This window comes from Clostridium thailandense, assembly GCF_019207025.1.
GTDB lineage: Bacteria > Bacillota > Clostridia > Clostridiales > Clostridiaceae > Clostridium_AM > Clostridium_AM thailandense.
Map to the genome: position 1 here is coordinate 1 of NZ_JAEEGC010000037.1, position 20,211 is coordinate 20,211.

The 20,211-nt window shown below is 30.7% G+C and carries 17 protein-coding genes and 2 riboswitches; of the genes, 2 read left to right on the top strand and 15 right to left on the bottom strand.

Annotated features, from left to right (window positions below; all coding sequences use genetic code 11):
• Positions 1–93: 93 nt before the first annotated feature.
• Positions 94–990 (top strand): MBL fold metallo-hydrolase, encoded by an 897-nt coding sequence (locus I6U48_RS08665; protein WP_218320018.1) that lies wholly within the window; start codon positions 94–96, stop codon positions 988–990.
• A 70-nt stretch (positions 991–1,060) separates the two neighbouring features.
• On the opposite strand, the gene bcaP (I6U48_RS08670) is transcribed toward I6U48_RS08665, so the two are convergent.
• The 11 genes from bcaP (I6U48_RS08670) to purE all read right to left on the bottom strand — a co-directional run bounded on the left by bcaP (I6U48_RS08670) (position 1,061) and on the right by purE (position 14,370).
• Positions 1,061–2,473 carry a branched-chain amino acid transporter BcaP gene (gene bcaP / locus I6U48_RS08670; protein ID WP_218320019.1) on the bottom strand — a complete coding sequence of 471 codons (1,413 nt, stop codon included), beginning with the start codon at positions 2,471–2,473 and terminating at the stop codon, positions 1,061–1,063.
• 496 nt (positions 2,474–2,969) lie between these two features.
• On the bottom strand, positions 2,970–4,385 hold the full coding sequence (bcaP, locus tag I6U48_RS08675) for a branched-chain amino acid transporter BcaP (protein WP_218320020.1): 1,416 nt from the start codon (positions 4,383–4,385) through the stop codon (positions 2,970–2,972).
• 445 nt (positions 4,386–4,830) lie between these two features.
• Positions 4,831–5,877, bottom strand: coding sequence for a hypothetical protein (locus I6U48_RS08680; RefSeq protein ID WP_218320021.1), 1,047 nt, complete (start codon positions 5,875–5,877; stop codon positions 4,831–4,833).
• A 14-nt stretch (positions 5,878–5,891) separates the two neighbouring features.
• Entirely contained in the window at positions 5,892–6,908 is a 1,017-nt protein-coding gene (locus I6U48_RS08685) for a phosphodiester glycosidase family protein (RefSeq protein WP_218320022.1), read from the bottom strand.
• Positions 6,909–7,158: 250 nt separating this feature from the next.
• Positions 7,159–8,403, bottom strand: coding sequence for a phosphoribosylamine--glycine ligase (gene purD / locus I6U48_RS08690; protein WP_218320023.1), 1,245 nt, complete (start codon positions 8,401–8,403; stop codon positions 7,159–7,161).
• A gap of 37 nt (positions 8,404–8,440) precedes the next feature.
• On the bottom strand, positions 8,441–9,940 hold the full coding sequence (gene purH / locus I6U48_RS08695; protein ID WP_218320024.1) for a bifunctional phosphoribosylaminoimidazolecarboxamide formyltransferase/IMP cyclohydrolase: 1,500 nt from the start codon (positions 9,938–9,940) through the stop codon (positions 8,441–8,443).
• Between the two features lie 144 nt (positions 9,941–10,084).
• Positions 10,085–10,696: a phosphoribosylglycinamide formyltransferase gene (purN, locus tag I6U48_RS08700; protein ID WP_218320025.1), complete on the bottom strand. Its 612-nt coding sequence runs from the start codon at positions 10,694–10,696 to the stop codon at positions 10,085–10,087.
• Positions 10,684–11,679, bottom strand: a complete 996-nt coding sequence (gene purM / locus I6U48_RS08705; RefSeq protein WP_218320026.1) for a phosphoribosylformylglycinamidine cyclo-ligase — start codon at positions 11,677–11,679, stop codon at positions 10,684–10,686. Before purM ends, purN begins: the two co-directional genes overlap by 13 nt.
• Before the next feature lie 19 nt (positions 11,680–11,698).
• A complete protein-coding gene (gene purF, locus I6U48_RS08710; protein ID WP_218320027.1) occupies positions 11,699–13,138 on the bottom strand; it encodes an amidophosphoribosyltransferase in 1,440 nt (479 codons plus the stop codon).
• A gap of 43 nt (positions 13,139–13,181) precedes the next feature.
• Positions 13,182–13,889 (bottom strand): phosphoribosylaminoimidazolesuccinocarboxamide synthase, encoded by a 708-nt coding sequence (gene purC, locus I6U48_RS08715; protein WP_218320028.1) that lies wholly within the window; start codon positions 13,887–13,889, stop codon positions 13,182–13,184.
• A gap of 1 nt (position 13,890) precedes the next feature.
• A complete protein-coding gene (gene purE, locus I6U48_RS08720) occupies positions 13,891–14,370 on the bottom strand; it encodes a 5-(carboxyamino)imidazole ribonucleotide mutase (protein WP_218320029.1) in 480 nt (159 codons plus the stop codon).
• A 131-nt stretch (positions 14,371–14,501) separates the two neighbouring features.
• A riboswitch (purine riboswitch) is annotated at positions 14,502–14,603 on the bottom strand.
• A gap of 209 nt (positions 14,604–14,812) precedes the next feature.
• Here purE and I6U48_RS08725 point away from each other — a divergent pair.
• Positions 14,813–15,394 (top strand): GDSL-type esterase/lipase family protein, encoded by a 582-nt coding sequence (locus tag I6U48_RS08725; protein ID WP_218320030.1) that lies wholly within the window; start codon positions 14,813–14,815, stop codon positions 15,392–15,394.
• An 11-nt stretch (positions 15,395–15,405) separates the two neighbouring features.
• On the opposite strand, the gene I6U48_RS08730 is transcribed toward I6U48_RS08725, so the two are convergent.
• The 4 genes from I6U48_RS08730 to I6U48_RS08745 form a co-directional block, all read right to left on the bottom strand.
• Positions 15,406–15,651, bottom strand: a complete 246-nt coding sequence (locus I6U48_RS08730; RefSeq protein WP_218320031.1) for a hypothetical protein — start codon at positions 15,649–15,651, stop codon at positions 15,406–15,408.
• Positions 15,652–15,735: 84 nt separating this feature from the next.
• Positions 15,736–16,329: a YdcF family protein gene (locus I6U48_RS08735; protein WP_218320032.1), complete on the bottom strand. Its 594-nt coding sequence runs from the start codon at positions 16,327–16,329 to the stop codon at positions 15,736–15,738.
• A gap of 269 nt (positions 16,330–16,598) precedes the next feature.
• Positions 16,599–18,035 carry an NCS2 family permease gene (locus tag I6U48_RS08740; RefSeq protein WP_218320033.1) on the bottom strand — a complete coding sequence of 479 codons (1,437 nt, stop codon included), beginning with the start codon at positions 18,033–18,035 and terminating at the stop codon, positions 16,599–16,601.
• A gap of 76 nt (positions 18,036–18,111) precedes the next feature.
• A riboswitch (purine riboswitch) is annotated at positions 18,112–18,212 on the bottom strand.
• A gap of 213 nt (positions 18,213–18,425) precedes the next feature.
• Positions 18,426–20,198, bottom strand: a complete 1,773-nt coding sequence (locus tag I6U48_RS08745; protein ID WP_246615261.1) for an N-6 DNA methylase family protein — start codon at positions 20,196–20,198, stop codon at positions 18,426–18,428.
• Positions 20,199–20,211 lie beyond the last annotated feature (13 nt).

The window sequence follows — 20,211 nt, forward strand, 5'->3', positions numbered from 1 at the left end:
GGCCGTAAGTATCTATATTAGAAGCCTAATTTGAACTTATACTTTTATAATGATATTATTATTTTATGATTTTAGATTTAAGGAGGTTATTTCATGTCATTACATAAAATTAAAGGGAATACCTATTACATAGATTCTGTAACAAATTCAGGTATATTTGTCTTTAAAAATAAGAATTGTCTTATAATTGACACTGGAAGCAATAATTCTGATGCTAAAAAAATTGATGAACTACTTATAGAAAATAATCTTCATCCTAAATATATAATTAATACACATAATCATCTTGACCACAGCGGAGGAAATACATATTTTCAGAAGAATTACTCAGGTTGCCTAGTATATACTTCATTAAAAGAAAAGCTATTCATGGAGAATCAAGAACTTCAAGCGTCAATGTTATCTTCTTCATCCCCTATTAAAGGTATCGATAAAAGTAATAAACCTTTAACCGTAGATTTTGTTCTAAATTATGGTACTAATAAAATTGGAGATGAAAAATTTGAAATAGTTTCTTTAAAAGGACATTCTATTGAACAAATAGGAATAATAACTTCTGAAAAAGTATGCTTTCTTGGTGATTCTATATTTAGTAATGAAATACTAGAAAAATACTCTTTTCCTTACCTTTATGATATAAATGAAAGCATAAACACTTTAAATACAATAAAAGAGATTGATGCAGATTATTTTGTAATAAGCCATGCTGAAGAAATATTAAATAGTGAACAAATTAAAGTTTTAGCAGATAAAAATTTAGAAAATATAAGTAACTACATAAAACAAATATTAGATTTGCTAGACCAACCTATGACCCGCGAAGATATATTGGAGAATTTAGTTATCTTAAACGATTTAAGCTTTAATTTTTATCAATACTACTTAAATTTTGGTGGAGTTTCAGCTTTTGTTTCCTATTTGCTCGCCAATAAACTTATTGAATATTCCATCGAAGATGGAAGACTCTATTATTTTAAAAAACCTGAATAATTAAAAATATGGGGATGTTGCACTATATAGACAACATCCCCATGTTATAAACGATTACATTTTTTTAAGATTAAGATACTTTCTTTTCTATGTTCATTACACTATGACTTCTACCATATCCAAAATATATTACAAATCCTATAAGAAGCCAAACTACGAATACTAATTTTGTGAAAGTTGGTAATTTAAAAATTAAAAATACACAAAATACTACTGATATTAACGGAGTAACTGGAACTCCTGGACACTTAAACTCTCTTTTAATGTCAGGTCTTTTATTTCTAAGAACTATAACTGATATTGAAACTATAGCAAATGCACTTAATGTACCTATATTAGTCATCTCTGCCAATTTACCTATCTGTAAAAATCCTGATAAAATCATGGTCAAAACACCTATTAATACAGTACTCTTTATTGGAGTCCCAAAAACCGGGTGAACATCTGAGAATACCTTTGGTAATAGCCCATCTCTTGACAAGGAGAACAATATACGAGTTGCTCCATAAGTCATAACAAGTAAAACTGATGTAATTCCTGCTACTGCTCCAACTGATACTAAGGCTGATCCCCAAGAAATACCTATTTGGGATAATGCGTAAGCAACTGGTGCTGCATTGTTTTTGTATACACTATAAGGAAGAACTCCCGTTAATATAGCTGAAACTATAATATACAATGCTGTACATACTAAAAGAGACGCTACTATACCTATTGGTAAGTCTCTTTGAGGATTCTTAACTTCTTCTGCTGCTGTTGCAACAGCGTCAAATCCTACATATGCAAAGAATATAATTGCTGCTCCTGTGAACACACCATTAACACCATATGGGAAAAATGGATTCCAGTTAGCTGGTTTAACATGTCCAACTGCTACTACTATGAATAAAATAACACATGCTAATTTAACTATAACGAGTATATTGTTTAACTTAGCACTTTCACTAACACCTTTAATAAGCAAAGACATTATAACTGCTAGTATTATTATCGATGGAAGATTTACTACTCCACCATTCTGTCCTGGAGGATTACATAGCGCTGCTGGAATATTAATCCCTGCTGCTTTCAAAAGTTCTACAACATAACCTGACCATCCTACTGCAACTGCAGCAACAGCAACGGTATACTCAAGTATTAAATCCCATCCTATAATCCATGCCCAAATCTCACCAAGTCCGACATAACCATATGTATAAGCACTACCTGCAATTGGAATCATTGCTGCAAGTTCTGCATAACATAAAGCTGCGAATGTACAGGTAATACCCGAAACAATAAATGAAAGAATAAGTGCCGGACCTGCATAATCTGCTGCAGCAACTCCTGTAAGTACGAAGATACCTGTACCTATAATTGCACCAATACCAAGCATCGTGAGTTCAAATGCTCCCAACACTTTTTTAAGCGATCCTTTTCCCGAAGCCTGAGCTAACAGCTCTTCAATAGGCTTAGTTCTAAAAATTGACTTTGAGTTTGACATTTTAGTCATTCCTCCCCTTAATTAATAAATATAAAATTTAAAAAATTTTAAAAAATTTGATTGAATTGAATTACTTATATAATAGCATGGATTTTTTTCAACCCTTTAAAAGTTTTATTTTTCTTTATTTTCCCAATGTTTATGAAATTTATATATTATGTATGCTATAAAATCAGTCATATCAATACATTACTGTAAATACTGAAACGTAAACAGGGAATTATTTCTATTATTTTTTTTATAATCTATGGATAGATGAAAAAATTCTAATTACAAAATAACTTTTTCAAAGTATTATTAGATATATTTTAAATAAAGTATTTCTTTTAACTGAATAGTTTTTATTTTTCAAAATCATTGTTTTAAGACATAAATAAAGTCCATTATAATAACTTACTTTCTTCAGCAATTATACTTTAGCTTCGCTGGACGCACCAAAAAATAAAAGATCATCTTTATATCAACTATAAAGATGATCTTTTATTTAAGTATTAATTTATTTTGTACTTGAAGTATCTTCAAAGTTCATTGTACTATGAGATTTTCCAAATCCAAAGTATATTACAAATCCTATAAGAAGCCAAATTACAAATACCATTTTTGTAAAGTTAGGTAATGAATATACTAAGTATAAGCAGAATATAATTCCGATGATAGGAACTACTGGAACTGCAGGACAACTAAATGGTCTTTCAACGTCTGGTCTTTTCTTTCTAAGAACCATAACTGAAGCACAAACTACGCAGAATGCTGCAAGTGTTCCTATGTTTGTCATTTCAGCAAGTCTTCCTATTTGAACGAATCCTGAAAGAATCATTGTACATACACCAACAAGTATAGTACTCTTTATAGGTGTTCCAAACTTAGGATGAACATCTGCAAATACAGTTGGTAACAGTCCATCTCTTGAAAGCGAATATAGTATACGAGTTGCTCCAAATGTCATAACAAGTAATACTGAAGATATACCACAAACTGCACCAACAGATACTAACGCTGAACCCCAATTTATTCCTACAGCTGCTAATGCATATGCAACTGGAGCTGCATTGTTATGGTATTGAGCGTAAGGAACCATACCAGTTAATATACCTGATACTATTATATACAATACTGTACATATTGCTAATGATCCAAGTATACCTATTGGCAAATCTCTCTGAGGATTCTTAACTTCTTCTGCTGCAGTTGTAACTGCGTCAAATCCAAGGTAAGCAAAGAATATTATAGCTGCTCCTTTGAATATACCATTAACACCATATGGTAAGAATGGATTCCAGTTAGCTGGTTTAACATGTCCAACACCAACAACTATGAATAGGATTACAACAGCTAACTTAATTATAACAAGTATGTTATTTAGCTTAGCACTTTCACTAACACCTTTGATTAGAAGTAATGTAATAACTGCTAGAATTAATACTGCTGGCAGATTTACTATACCACCGTTTTGTCCTGGGGCATTACTTAATGATGCTGGAACAACTATTCCACCTGCTTTTAACAATGAACAAATGTAACCGGACCATCCTACTGCAACTGCTGCAACTGCAACTACATATTCTAGGATTAAGTCCCAACCTATAATCCATGCCCATATCTCACCTAACCCGACATACCCGAAGGTATACGCACTACCTGCAACCGGAATCATAGCAGCGAGTTCAGCATAGCATAGTGCTACGAAAGCACATGTGATACCACAAAATATAAATGATAACATAAGTCCTGGTCCTGCATAATCTGCTGCAGCAACCCCTGTAAGTACGAAAATACCTGTACCTATGATTGCACCGATACCTAGCATTGTGAGCTCAAATGCTCCCAATACTTTTTTGAGTCCTTTGCCTTTTGTTTGGGCTAACATGGCCTCAAGTGATTTGGTTCTAAAAATAGACTTGTTACTAGCCATTTTTTGAAACACTCCTTTCAAATATAAAATAACATAAAAAAATAATGAATTTTTTAACTATTGTAATTATAGCATATTTTAAAGCGAACTATTTATTTTTCGCAATATTCCGAATATTTTATTTACATTTTAGTTGTTTTTAATCTAAATAAGTAAAATCAACGTCTGCAGGACTCTAACTATACTTTATTCATAATATTCTTTTAAATTTTTATTAATTTTTCATCAAAATCTGCGTATATTTACGTATTTATTGTCAATAATAACTCTTTTTTATTCATTTAAAAAAATTGTTTGTATTTTCAGTATATTATTATTATTTTTACAAATTGGCATTAATAAATTTATTTAATTCATAAAATTAGGAGTATCCGCAAATGTATTGAATTAAATTATGCATTTTTACTCCTAATTTTAAAATTTTTATGAGTAATCGTTAAATACCTTAAAATAAGCTACCTATTATCTTTTTGCCATCAGCTGATATAACACCATAACTGTATACTCCAATCAATTTACCAGTGTACTTAGTTTCTTTACCGGAAGTCATCTCGGTTACTATAGATTTCGAGATATCATCAACAAGTACCTTACCATCCCTTCCTATATATATATTACTTTTATCTACCATTTGCGGTAAAGTTATGGTTTTAACATTCTCTTTAGAACTTTTTAAATTAATAATAAATATCTTTTTAATTTTTCCATTTGTTCCATTTCCAATATAAATTCTGTCTTCACTATCTGTATTTAAAAGATAATGCGTAGCATTCTCTCCTGTAGCAATAGGATTTTTCATTCCCACCGCTCTTATTCTATTATAAGTCATATCTTCATAAATTATTCTATCTTCTTTATTTTGTGCAGCTATTTTTCCTAATTTACATTCAAGATACTTAGTTTCCTCTACTTGAGCCATTACATTTATACGATATAACCTACTTTTAGCACCCTCTTTACCAACTTTAATATAGGTTACATTAGTAGCAGTTGATACAGCTATATCTAAAACCTCATATTTTTCATCTGAAAGTGATATTTTCATTTCTTTATTTTTTTCGTCACTTAGAAAACTTTTTTCATCTTTCTTTGCATTATAAGATTCAAATTTTAGATAACTATCTCCAGAGTAATTTATATATTTTTCTCCTATAAGTATTATATCCTTATCTGGAAGCCATTTGTAATAAGAAAGTTTTCCATCATCAATTTTTATCTCTTTACTTTTGTTATTAGAAGTATCTATTACATTTAATACACCATCCTCACAGTAAGAAATATAATTTCCATTATATGATACAGATATATTTTCTGCGTTTTCTGGTATTTTTGCATTGATCTTATTAGGACTCTTTTTAGAAGCTAAATCAACTTTTTTAGTATTAAAAGTAGTTTCATCATTTAGATAAAAATTATTAAAGTATAAAAGTCCTATTAGCTCTAATATTATTGGAATCAAACTCCATATAATTAATCTTTTTATTTTATTCATCACTACACTCTCCTCTAAGGTTTTACATATAATGCTGTAGCTACAGTTCTCTCACCATTCCAGTCACAAGGATTATTTATAACTTCTCCATCTAAATACATTGTTGATGAGGAACCTCCATCAAGGTTGCTTGCATTATATGCTCCTTGTTGGATAAGTATATTTTGCATTTCTTTTAAGGATGCTCCAGGCTTTAAACCTGTTCTACCATCTATAACTAACATTATAATCGTTCCATCTGCCTTTTGACCTATGGCTGTTCTAGGATTTAATCCTTCATCATCAACTACCGTTGGCTTACCGTTAACCACAAGGGTGTTTCTAAAAGAAACAGCTTCAACTACATTTTCTTTTCTTAAATCATTTATAGTATGATCTCCAACAATTAACTTTCCATCCTTTGTGAATGCAGTAACATTAATTCTAGTATTATTAGACTTAACATCGCTGTATACCAATTTTCCATCAGATATAACAATTCCCTCAGGATAAGCTCCCGTTCCAGCCCACAACTTCCCATTTGTTGAGGATCTATCTGTAAAGCCTCCTCCATTTATAGCAGCTACAGCACCATTCTCCTCTGCTATTTCACTTGTTCGCTGACCTACCTCACCAAGCTTTTTTGTATACCCTATTTTTATTCTAGTTGGATCCTTAATTTCTAATATGTATCCATCAAATTTTTTATTTGGTATATCATATCTCTCTATATCTTTGTCACTAGTATGACTAACTTCAATTTTACTTAAATTTTCCGATTCATTTTCGCTTGCTCCACCACTTTGATCACTTTTTATTAGCTTATTTATCTCATCATTTGATAAAAAAGTAGTAGCAATGTATTGATGTGTAAAGGTTGCCATTGCAGTTCCCACTACAGTCCTTTTTACATTTTCAAAAGGACCATAAAAAACTAATAGCGGCGCTACAATAGCAGCTATTATAAATTCATAAATTATGAATATTATAAATAGCTTAACTGAAAACTTCTTCCTTTTCTTCTGCTTGTTGTTTCTTCTTTCATTTCTCATTTTTACCTCCAAATACATAAGTATTTTCTACGAATAAGTAAATTATACATAATAATTTTTTCCACTTAAACAAATATACATAACACATTTTACTATTATTTTTATTTTTTTTCTACCATATAGTTTTGAACAAGCTTTGAATTTTTATAATTTTATTATAAAATATTTTACTTTATTTTACAACTATGTAATATTAATCATATTTTTTTAGGGCATGCACTGTTTTCACAATACATGCCCTAAAAATATATTATAGTCTTCCTATATCTTTTCTATAGTATATACCATTAAAGTTTATATTCTTTAAATCTTCATATGCTCTTTCAATTGCATCTTCTATAGTATCCCCTAACGCTTCAGTACACAAGACTCTTCCACCACTAGTTTTTAAAGTGTTATCCTCATATTTAACTCCAGCAGCAAAAACCCTATTTGTCTTATCTATGCCTGTAATTTCAAATCCTGTTTCATATTTTCCTGGATAACCTGCAGAAGCTGCAACTACACAACATGATGCTCCTGTATTCCATGCTAAATCAAAACTTGATAGTTTCTTATCTAACGAAGCAAGTATTAAATCCACTAGATCACTTTTCATCATAGGAAGAACAGCTTGAGTTTCTGGATCTCCAAATCTCATATTATATTCAAGTAAATACGGCCCTTTTTTAGTTATCATAACTCCAAAGAATATTATCCCTGCAAAATCTAGCTTTTCTTCCTTAATGCCTTTTAAAGTAGGTTCCATTATGTCTTTTTTGAAAGCCTCTAAAACTTCTTCTGTACAGTATGGATTTGGACATATAGCTCCCATTCCACCTGTATTAGGTCCTTTACCACCATCAAAAATTTGTTTATGATCCTTAGCTGAGATAAATGGAAGTATTATCTCTCCATCTGTTATTGAGAGTATGGATGCTTCTGGTCCTTCCAAAAATTCTTCAACCACTAGTTTCTTTCCTGAACCTTTAAAAATATCGTTAACCATAAATTCTATTACAGTTTCTTCCGCTTGCTCATAGTTTTCACATATGACAACACCTTTTCCTGCTGCCAATCCATCTGCTTTAATTACTGTAGGATATTCACAAGACTTTAGATATTTTAACACTTCATCTTTGTTTTCAAAGACTTCATATGCTGCAGTTTTTACATTGTATTTTTTCATAAAATCTTTAGAGTATGCTTTGCTTCCTTCAAGCATGGCTGCATCAGCACATGGTCCAAAAGCCTTTAAACCTAAAGATTTGAACTTATCTACTATACCATTCATAAGAGGAACTTCTGGCCCTACAATAGTAAGGTCTATATTATTTTCAGCTGCAAAATCTGCAAGTTTATTTATATCTTCTATATTTACATTTTCACATTTATTTTCTACAGCAGTTCCACCATTTCCTGGGGCACAATATACCTTTTCTACACTGTCTTTTTGAGCTACTTTCCAAGCAATCGCATGTTCACGTCCACCAGATCCAACTATTAATATTTTCATACTCCACCTCTAAATTTAATTCTTATTAAAATTTTTTCTAGTGCTTAAAGTGTCTTATTGCTGTAAATACCATAGATATACCATTTTTATTACATTCATCTATAGAATCTTGATCCCTCATAGCACCACCTGGCTGAATTATAGATTTTATTCCATGTTTTGCAGCCTCTTGAACTATATCATTAAATGGGAAGAAAGCATCTGATGCTAATACTACTCCATCTCCAGCTCTATTTAAAGCATCTATAGTAGGCCATATTCTATTAACCTGTCCGCCACCTATTCCTTTGGCAGCCCCATCTTTGACTACAACTATGGCATTGGATTTTACATATTTACAAACTTTCATTCCAAATATTAAGTCGTTCATTTCTTTTTCTGTTGGAGTTTTTTCTGTTACTACTTTTAGTTCATTAGCCAATTTATTATCAACAGATTGTACAAGTATTCCTCCATCAACTTTAGCGAGTTCTGATTTGCTTTGAGGTTTTACATCACACTTAATAACTCTTAGATTTTTCTTTTCTTTTAATACCTCTAAAGCGTCTTCATCAAAATCTGGAGCTATTACAATCTCTAAGAAAATTTTAACTAGTTCCTCTGCTGTACATTTATCAATTTTTTTATTTATAGCTACAATACCACCAAAAATTGAAGTGTTATCACATTCGTACGCTTTAATATATGAATCATATACGGTTTCCGCAATAGCCACTCCACACGGAGTATTATGTTTTACTGCACAGCAAGCAATTTCCTCAAATTCACTAACAACCTTCCAGGCTATATCCATATCTTTTATATTATTATAGGAAAGCTCTTTTCCGTTTAATTGTTCAAAGTCCTTCAAAGAACCCTTTTCTACTGTTGAAGTATAATAGGCAGCACTTTGGTGTGGATTTTCTCCATATCTCAAATTCATTGATTTTTTATAAGAAAGAGTTAAATACTCTGGATATTCTTCTTCTAAAAGGAAATTACTTATAGCTCCATCATAAGCTGACATAAGATTAAATACCTTTCCAGCTAGCTTTCTTCTAGTATTAAAACTTACATCTCCGTCTTGCTCTATTTGATTTATAACATCACTGTAGTCATTAACATCTGTAAGTACAATAACATCCTGAAAATTCTTAGCAGCAGCCCTTATCATAGTAGGTCCACCGATGTCAATAAATTCAACTTTTTCTTCAAACTCCAAGTTTTCCTTAACTTTTTCAAAGAAAGGATATAGATTTACTACCACCATATCAATTGGTTTTATTCCTTTTCTTTCTATGGTTTTCATATGTTTTTCATTGTCTCTTATAGCTAAAATACCACCATGTATAATTGGGTGAAGAGTCTTAACTCTTCCATCTAATATTTCTTCAAATCCAGTTACATCTGAAACCTCTGTAACTGTAATTCTATTATCTTTTAAGTATTTATAAGTACCACCTGTTGAAAGTATCTCAACTCCTTTTTTAGCTAAAAAATTAGCTAACTCTAATATTCCATCTTTATTAAAAACACTTATAAGAGCACAATTTAACATTCTACATACCTCCAATTTTTTAGTTAACAATGAACAGTTGACAGTAGATAGTTAGCTACAATTTTTATTTTTCAATGTAAAAATTGTAATAAATTAGTTTTTCATTTTGAAAAACATCATTTACCGTCAACTATCCACTGTCAACTATTTTATGATTACTTTTCTTCCTTCAACTCTAATCTTTTCTTCAGATATTAGCTTTATAGCTTCTGGAAGAACCATATGTTCTTGCTCCAAAATTCTTTTCTGTAAAACATCTGGAGTATCTTCGCTGTATACTGGAACAGTTTTTTGAATTATAATTGGTCCCGTATCTGTTCCATTATCTACAAAATGAACTGTGCAACCAGATACTTTTACTCCATACTTAATAGCACTTTCATGCACCTTAATTCCATACATTCCTTCTCCACAAAATGCTGGTATTAGAGATGGATGTATATTTATTATTTTATTTTTAAACTCAGGAATTAAATCTCCTTCAAGTATAGAAAGCCATCCCGCACAAACTATCAAATCCACTTTATCTTGAAGAAGCTTAAGTATCTCATCAGAAATCTTACCTTTATGTGTTTTCTTATCAATAACATAGACTTTTATATCATTTGATACTGCCCTTTCAAGTGAATATACCCCTATTCTATCACTTATAACTGCTTCAATGCTGCAATTCTTTAAATATCCATTATTAATAGCATCTATAATACATTGAAGATTTGTACCGCCTCCTGATACAAGAACAGCTATTTTAAACATACTTCTTTTTCCCCTTTTTTAACATATCCTATTTTATATGCTTTTTCCCCCATTTTACCGAGCTCTGCAATAACATCTTCTACATCTTTTTTATCAACACATAGAACAAAGCCAATCCCCATATTATATGTGTTGAACATATGTTTTTCTTCTACTCCAAGGCTCATAATATACTTAAGTATTTCAGGAACTTCAAAACTGTTTTTATCTATAACAGCAGTAAAATCATCCTTAAACATTCTTGGTATATTTTCGTAAAATCCACCACCAGTTACATGAGCCATTCCTTTAATATCAAATTTTTGTAGTAGTTCTAATATTGGCTTTACATAAATCTTTGTCGGAGTAAGCAGTGCTTCTCCTATCTTTTTCCCACCAAAATCTTTATTAATATCAGGAATAAGTTTTCTAATAAGTGAATACCCATTACTATGAGGACCACTAGAAGTTATTCCTATTAAAACATTATCTTCTTCAATTTTACTTCCATCAATTATTTTGTCTTTTTCTACAACTCCTACTGCAAATCCCGCTATATCATATTCTCCTTCTGGATAAAAACCAGGCATTTCTGCTGTTTCTCCACCTATTAAAGCACATCCAGACTGAACACATCCTTCTGAGACTCCTTTAACTAAATCTGCTGCAACTTTTGCATCAAGCTTTCCACAAGCTATATAATCAAGAAAAAATATTGGTTTTGCACCATGGCACAAAATGTCATTTACGCACATAGCTACACAGTCTATGCCTACAGTATCATACTTTTTCATTTTAAAAGCTATTTCAAGTTTTGTTCCAACTCCATCTGTTCCTGACACTATAACAGGATTTTTGTATTGTCCAAGTTCAAACATGCCTGCAAAACTACCTAAGCCATTTAAAACTCCAGGTATCATTGTTCTTGCTGCATGATTTTTTATAAGCTTTACTGATTCATAACCTTCTTCTATGTTAACTCCTGAATCCTTATAGGTTACCATAACATCACCTCTATTTTTATTATTCTAGTCTATCCTTTGCCGCTTCCATTGGTGCTTCTACAGGATACACTCCGCTAAAGCATCCCAAACAAAAACCTTTATCTTCTTTTAGTGACTTTAAAAGTCCTTCCATACTTATATAACCTAAGCTATCTGAACCTATTTCTTCTCTTATTTCTTCTACCGTACAGTTTGCTCCTATCAGCTCACTTCTATATGGAGTATCTATGCCAAAGTAACATGGATATTTTACTATAGGTGATGAGACTCTAAAATGAACTTCTTTAGCACCAGCTTTTCTTAAAGTTTCTACAAGCCTTCTACTTGTAGTTCCTCTAACTATAGAATCATCTATAATTACTACTCTTTTTCCATCAACATTTACTTTTAAAGGATTAAGCTTTACTGAAACAGCCTTTTCTCTTAATTCCTGTGAAGGTGTTATAAATGTTCTTCCCACATATTTGTTTTTTATAAACCCAATTCCATATGGTATACCCGAAGCTTCTGCATAGCCTACAGCTGCAGCAATACCTGAATCTGGTACACCAATAACTATATCTGCTTCTGCTGGGTTTTCTTCAAATAGTTTTCTTCCTGCTCTTAATCTTGATTCATAAACATTTATTCCGTCTATAGTACTATCTGGTCTTGCAAAATATATATACTCAAAGGAACAAGTTTCACATTTTGTTCTTTCTGCAAAATTTATAGATCTAATACCTTCATTATCTATAATAACAATTTCTCCTGGCTCTACATCTCTTATGAATTCTGCACCAACCGAATCTAAAGCACAGCTCTCAGAACTTAATATATAGCTATCATTCATTTTTCCTATACACAACGGTCTTATTCCATTAGGGTCACGTACACCAATTAGTTTATCTTCAGTTAAGATAACAATAGCATAAGAACCTTTTATAGCTTGAATTGCATCTACGATAGCTCTTTCTATCCCTCTTTTTGCCCCTCTTGCTATAAGATTTAGAATTACTTCTGTATCTATTGAAGTCTGAAATACACATCCTCCATCCTCTAAAAGTTCCCTTATTACATCTGGATTTACAAGATTTCCATTGTGAGCAATAGCAATAGAACCTAATTTATATTTTCCAATTATAGGCTGAGCATTGTTGACATTATTAGCACCTGTAGTTGAATATCTTACATGGCCAATAGCTGACATACCTTTTAAACTTTTCAATGTATTCTCACTAAATACATCAGATACTAATCCCATATCCTTGTGCATATTTAGTTCTTTTCCATCTGATACAACAATACCTGCACTTTCTTGACCTCTATGTTGAAGTGCATATAATCCATAGTAAGTTATAGATGCTACATCTAAATTATCCTTTGAAAATATACCAAATACTCCACACTCATCCTTAAATTTATCCTCTTCAAAATCCAATGATAAAGGAGTATTAAAATTTTCTTTTAGGTTGCTCATATAAATTTTTACCTCTCTTCATAATTATTAATTAGTGTATAACTTACTTTCCACTTATTCTATTAAATATTTCTACATATGCTTCTTTAACGTTACCTAAGTCTCTTCTAAATCTATCCTTATCAAGTTTTTCGTTAGTATTTACATCCCAGAATCTACATGTATCTGGTGAAATTTCATCTGCTAAAAGAATTTCTCCGTTGTATCTTCCAACTTCTATTTTAAAATCTATTAGTTTTATTCCCTGCTTTAAGAAAAATCCCTTTAGAATATCGTTAACTTTTGCCGCTATTTTGTATATAGCATCTAATTCTTCAAAAGTCGCAAGTCCAATTCCAACTGCATGGTAATCATTTATTAATGGGTCTCCTAAATCGTCATTTTTATAGCTTAATTCAAATACTGTAGTTTTAAGTTCTGTACCTTCAGCTATTCCGTATCTCTTAGCCATGCTTCCGGCAGCCACATTTCTAACTATAACTTCAAGAGGAATAATTTCAACCTTTTTACAAAGTTGTTCTCTTTCATTTAGTTTTCCTTCAAAGTGAGTTTTTACACCATTCTTTTCTAACAATTCAAATAATGCTGAAGTTATTGAGTTATTTAAAGTTCCTTTATCTTCGATTTGTCCTTTCTTTTCTCCGTTAAAAGCAGTAGCATCATCTTTATAATAAACTATTACCTTATCTGCATCATCTGTAGCATAGATTTTCTTTGCTTTTCCTTCATATAACATTTCTCTTTTTTCCATTTTAAAATTCCACTCCTTCTTCATTTTCCTTTATAAATTTTTCTTTCATGTTTTTTCTATATTCAATTAATTTATCTTTAATTTCTGGATATTTTAATGATAGCATCTGAACCGCAAGCATACCTGCATTGTAACTATTATTTATTCCAACAGTTGCAACTGGTATTGATTTAGGCATTTGAACTATTGATAGAAGAGAATCCATTCCATTAACTGCCGCATTAATTGGAACCCCTATAACAGGAAGAACTGTATGAGAAGCTATAACTCCTGGGAGATGAGCTGCAAGACCTGCTCCTGCTATAATACATTCACATCCTTTAGCTTCAATTCTTTTTATTGTATCCATAAGTTTTTCAGGCACTCTATGAGCTGATAGCACATATGCCTCATATTCCACATCGAATTCTTTTAGTACACTCGCTGCACCCTTCATTTTATCAGTATCAGACTTACTGCCAAAAATAATAGCAACTTTCATAGAAAAATCCTCCTTAAGTAGTCGATTAATATTAAATATAATAAAAGCTTTGCTAAGACTCTCGGAGAATCCAGTAGCAAAACTTCACCTGACTAGCCATTAACCTAATAAATTAGATTAATGGCTACTATTACAACACTAGATTCACCCATAGATAGAAAATTTAAGGTTTCCTCGTAGAAACTCCTGAACCATATTATCAGGATTATACGGATGACTTTTTTTATTCTCTTGTATATTCATGTTAACATAGCACTTTCAAAAAATCAATACGTTTTTTATTTATTTTGAGTTAAATATTCGTCATTTATAAAGCCTTAACTTTCTTTCTACTGTTTATAATTCGTACTGTAACGAACATTGTGAATTAATCATATCTATTAATTATTATATGTTATAATAATTAATAATAGTGATAACGGTAATTAAAGGAGGTCTCTTTATGAAGCTTGTATGTATGGGAGATAGCTTGACTTATGGATATGCTATTTTTAGAAAAGATTGTTGGGTACATCTTTTAGAAAATGAACTTAATATAGAAATAATTAATGTAGGAATAAATGGAGATACAACTGCAGGAATGCTTTCAAGATCCTATGAAGATATTGTCCAAAACACCCCTACACATGTAATTATTATGGGTGGAACTAATGACTTTATTTCAAATCGACCCTTACATTTAGTAGAAGAAAATATTAAACAATTAGTAAATGAAGCTATCGAAAATAAGATTGTTCCCATAATAGGCATAGAACCTCCTATAGATAGGATATTAGCAGAAAGGAAGTGGACTGATGCTGTAGATTACGATAAAATAAATTTAATATTATGTGAGTACAGGAAGTGGATTATTAACTTTTCAGATAAAAAAAATATAAATTATATAGATTTTCACAATAAGTTTATAGAAGAACTCAAAGATAAAGATCCAAGAGAATTATATGTGGATGGTTTACATCCAACCCCTTATGGGCATGAACTTATGGCTAAATGTGTTATCAATCTCTTTAAAAAAGTATTATAGGGTTTTAAACCCTATAATACTTTTTTCAACTGTGTTACATCATATTCTTTAACTAATTTACTGTTGGCTTCATCCATGATAATAAGATTTACTTTTCCGTCTTTAATTTTAAGTACTTTTCCTTTAGTTTTTGTTCCTATAACATTTACAGGAGTTTTTAGCATAAGCTCTTTTACGTCATTAGAATTACAGTAAGTACACTCATCTTCATTCGTTATAACTCTTTTGCATTCTGAACAATAATAGAGTCTTTCCATATAATAATACCTCCTAGCATGTCATTTGAATTTTACCTCAATTTTATATATTCTATATTTTCACTCAATTTCCTTTTTTAAGAACTAAAAAAATTTATAATATATATACTGTAGATAAAATTTTATTAGGGCAGGAACTTCTCTCAAATACCCTGCGACTTCATGGGATTTATACTCCTTAACAAAAACACCAGAATATGAAGCATTAATTTTACAATAAAGTGCTATTAAACTAGCCCGTTTTAAGTGATATTTATTAGATACTATTAAAGCTGTCTTAAAATTGTTTCTTTCCATTAACTTTTTTGAGTTTGATAGATTTTCCATAGTAGTCATAGATTTATCTTCTGCTATAATATGATTTGTTTTAATTCCCTTAGATACTAGGTATCTTTTCATGGACTCAGCTTCAGATATACTCTCTCCAGCACCTTGCCCACCGGATACAATAATGTAATTTCCATAACCTTGTTCATATAATTCAATAGCATGTTCAAGTCTAGAAGTCAGGAAAGGACTTGGTGTAGTTCCATATACTTTACAACCCAAAACTATAATGCAATCTGACTTTTGAGGTCTGACATTTTGTCCAAAATAAATTACTGAGCACAAGGAAAATAATATAAATATCACCCCACATATTAATATAACCTTGAAAAATTTAAACACCTTATTCATAAATTAATCTCCTTGTATACAAGATACTCAAATACTGCTATTCTTTATTTTATGACGATCATCGACCATATGTCAACCTTTTCCTTTATATCCACAAATTATTTAATCATCTGCATCTAGGTCATACATTATAGATATACAAACTATACACTTAACATATAGCTGAATACAAATTAAGTTCCGGTCATATTTACCTATATACTCTAAAAACTTGCTTATAAAAAATCAGATAGAGCAAAAGCCCCATCTGAATATATTAAAATCTATAATTATTCACCTAACACAGCAAATCTTATTATAAATAATGCTGCTAGTATATATACTATTGGATGAACTTCTTTTCGTCTACCTGTTACTAACTTTACAATAGGATAAAAAATTATTCCTGCTGCAATCCCATTTGCTATACTATAGCTGAATGGCATAATAGCTATTGTAAAGAAAGCTGGAAGTGCCTCTGTAAAATCCTCAAAGTTTATTTTTGTAACAGCTCCCATCATCAACACTCCAACAATTACAAGCGCTGGTGCTGTAGCTTCAGATGGAACTACTCCTACTAATTGAACAAAGAACAATGAGAGCAAGAACAATACACCTGTTGTAAGAGATGTAAGACCTGTTCTTCCACCTTCTGATATACCTGATGTAGATTCTACATAAGTAACTACAGTACTTGTTCCAAGCATTGAACCAACAGTTGTTGCTACTGCATCTGATAAAAGAGCTTTGTTCATACGTAGAACTCTTCCATCTTTATCAAGCATCTTAGCTTTTTGTGCTGTTCCAACTAATGTTCCTATAGTATCAAATAAATCCACTAAACTAAAAGTTAATACAACCATAATTAAACTTGTAATAGCTCCAACCATACCTGCTTTTCCTAGTCCTAAAAGGCCCTTAAAATCAAAAGCAAACATAGTAGGTGCTATTGATGGTGGTACACTTATTATTTTTATTCCTTGAAGATGAGTTATTCCAAATGGTATTCCTACAATAGTTGTTAATATTATTCCAATAAGTATAGAACCTTTAACTCCTTTTGACATTAATATTGCTATAATGACAATACCTATTAGGGTTACCATAACGTGAGGATCAGTAAACTTTCCAAAGGAAACCAAAGTCGCTGGGCTAGATACTATAATTCCACCACCCTTAAATCCTATAAGAGCTATAAACAAACCTATACCGCCTGAAATAGCAAGTTTAAGATTTTGAGGAAGTGCATCCACTATTTTTTCTCTGATTGATGTTACTGTTATTATTATAAAAAGTACACCTGACACGAATACTGCTGCCAATGCCTGTTGCCATGTATATCCTAAAGTTAAGCATACGCTGTATGTAAAGAAGGCATTAAGTCCCATACCTGGTGCTTGAGCAAATGGCAAATTAGCATAAAGCCCCATTACCAAAGTACCTATCGCAGCTGCTATACATGTTGCTCCAAATACTGAAGCTACAATTGGATCATTAATTGCTGAAATACCAGCTTTAACAGCAGCATCTCCCATAAGTCCTTGAGAATTCATACCTGATTGCATTAATATAGCTGGATTTACAAAAATGATATACGCCATTGTAATAAACGTAGTTATCCCAGCAATTATTTCTGTCTTTACATTAGTATTATTTTCTGACAACTTAAAAAATGAGCCTAAAAATGATTTTTGTTCTCCCACAGGGTTAGCTTTTTTCATGTTCATTATTTTCCCTCCAATAAAAAAAGCTCCTGATTCGAATCATGAGTAAATCCGAACTAGAAACTCCACTTAGTAAAATAGTTTTAACGGATTCACCCATAGTCAGAGATTTACGGTACTCTGGTAGAAACTCTTGAACCATATTATCAAGATTATACGGACGAAGTAAATTATATTAATATTATTACATTACATATATTATCATCGTCAAAGGACAAAGTCAACATTATTTTGCTATTTTTCGTCCATATTGTTCTTGTCTGTCTTTATTATACATTTTTTTTCACAGTTAACATTCGTAATGTGTCGAACATTAAACATTTTTATATGTATGGTAATTTATAAAGTTCTATCTAGATCATTAATTGGTATTCATCAATTATGATATAAATATTAATCAACTCCACTTTTCAAATTAATGATTTTTCTATCAGAGTAATCCATCCTATACAAGTCAAATATTGTATTATCTAATTCCATCTCAAGTTCATGAATCCTATTTATATCATTCCACTTTTTTGCTGCAATTATATCATTAACTACTTTTTCTATCTTTTTTTGCTCACTTAAATCACATCTTTTAATTGGTATCCTGTTCAAGCTATACTTTTTAATCTGTGGGGTACTATTTAAATTTGTAACAAGAAAATTTAAATAGTACCACTCCATGAGTTTTGAATTCAAGATTGCTAAAACATATTCATGTAAATATTTATTATCTAAATTTATTATCCCATAAAGCGATTGTTCTATTATATATCCGCTGCTATCTATCGCAGATATTAACTTGTTTCCTGTCTTTCTAACCAATATTTTAAAAGGGGATTTTAATTTTGTCATATTTTTTGTACCTCCTTTTATGTTTTCTGGTAAGAACTCGTAATAGCATTTGCCTGATACATTAAATTTATTTATATTTTCACCTTTAATTATTTCTATCTGAGAGGACTTTACTTTTTCTTTAGTTATCTTTTTCGAATCTCCAATAAATCCTGTAAATGTGGAACTTATATCTCCCAGGAATTCGCTTTCATTTTCAATCTTATTTTTTATATGCCTGTAATAATCATTCTTTTCATATAAAAATTCATAATTTTCATTATCCAAGTATTCTCTTTGATCAACAATATACTTTCTCTTTTCATATATATCTAATTTAATTTTATTGTTTAGATTATATTTTTTTTCAATTATGAAAATCATAGTATCAGTATTTATATTTGGAAATTCTATTTCAAAAAATAGCTGTAAAATACTGTATTCATCGAGTATTTTCTTTCTAAGCGATTTATATTGTAAATTATTTGCAAATCTATCTGGTACAACAAATCCAATTACTCCACCATTTTTAGCAAGTTCAAATGATCTTTTAATAAAATATTCATACAAGTTAGGTAAGTAACTATTTCCCTGATATTTGCTTATATAATATCTAATTAACTTTTTTTTTATATCACCTTTATGCTTTCTGCTTAACGAAACCCAAGGCGGATTTCCTACAATGTAATCATATCTTTCGCTCCAAAACTCACAAATTTCTACTAGCTTCTTATTTTCTGTATAACTTAATTCCTTATTTATTAAAACACCTTCAATATCCACATATTCACATAAATATGCCCCATTCTTTGTCTTTACGATATTTTTCCAATTATAATCTTCCTCATACTTTATTAAAGTATCACAGCAAATTATATTTGGACTTAAATATGACCTATCGGTGGATTTTGAAGACAGATTTATTTTAGCGAGTTCTACTGCATTATCATCTATATCCGATCCATATATGCAATTTTTTATTATATGATAATGTAAATTTTCATAGGTCCAATATTCTATTCCTTTTACCTTCTTCTCACCATTTTCTGTACACATTGTAAATTCGTAATCATAATACTTTTGTCTTAGAGAAGAAAGTCTTTGTAAAAATTTTTTAATTAATAAGTCATAAATTCTAACTAAAAAATAGCCACTCCCACATGCAGGGTCTAATATTTTTACAAAAGGATTTTTTTCTATATCTATGTTTTTTATAGTATTTTCTATAATATAATCAATTATAAAGTCTGGTGTATAAAACCTTCCATAATCTTTTCGAGTTTTCATATCCATATTTTGCTCATAATCTTTTCCCATTACAATTGACCCATGTTCTTTATCGTTCATATACATACCTTTC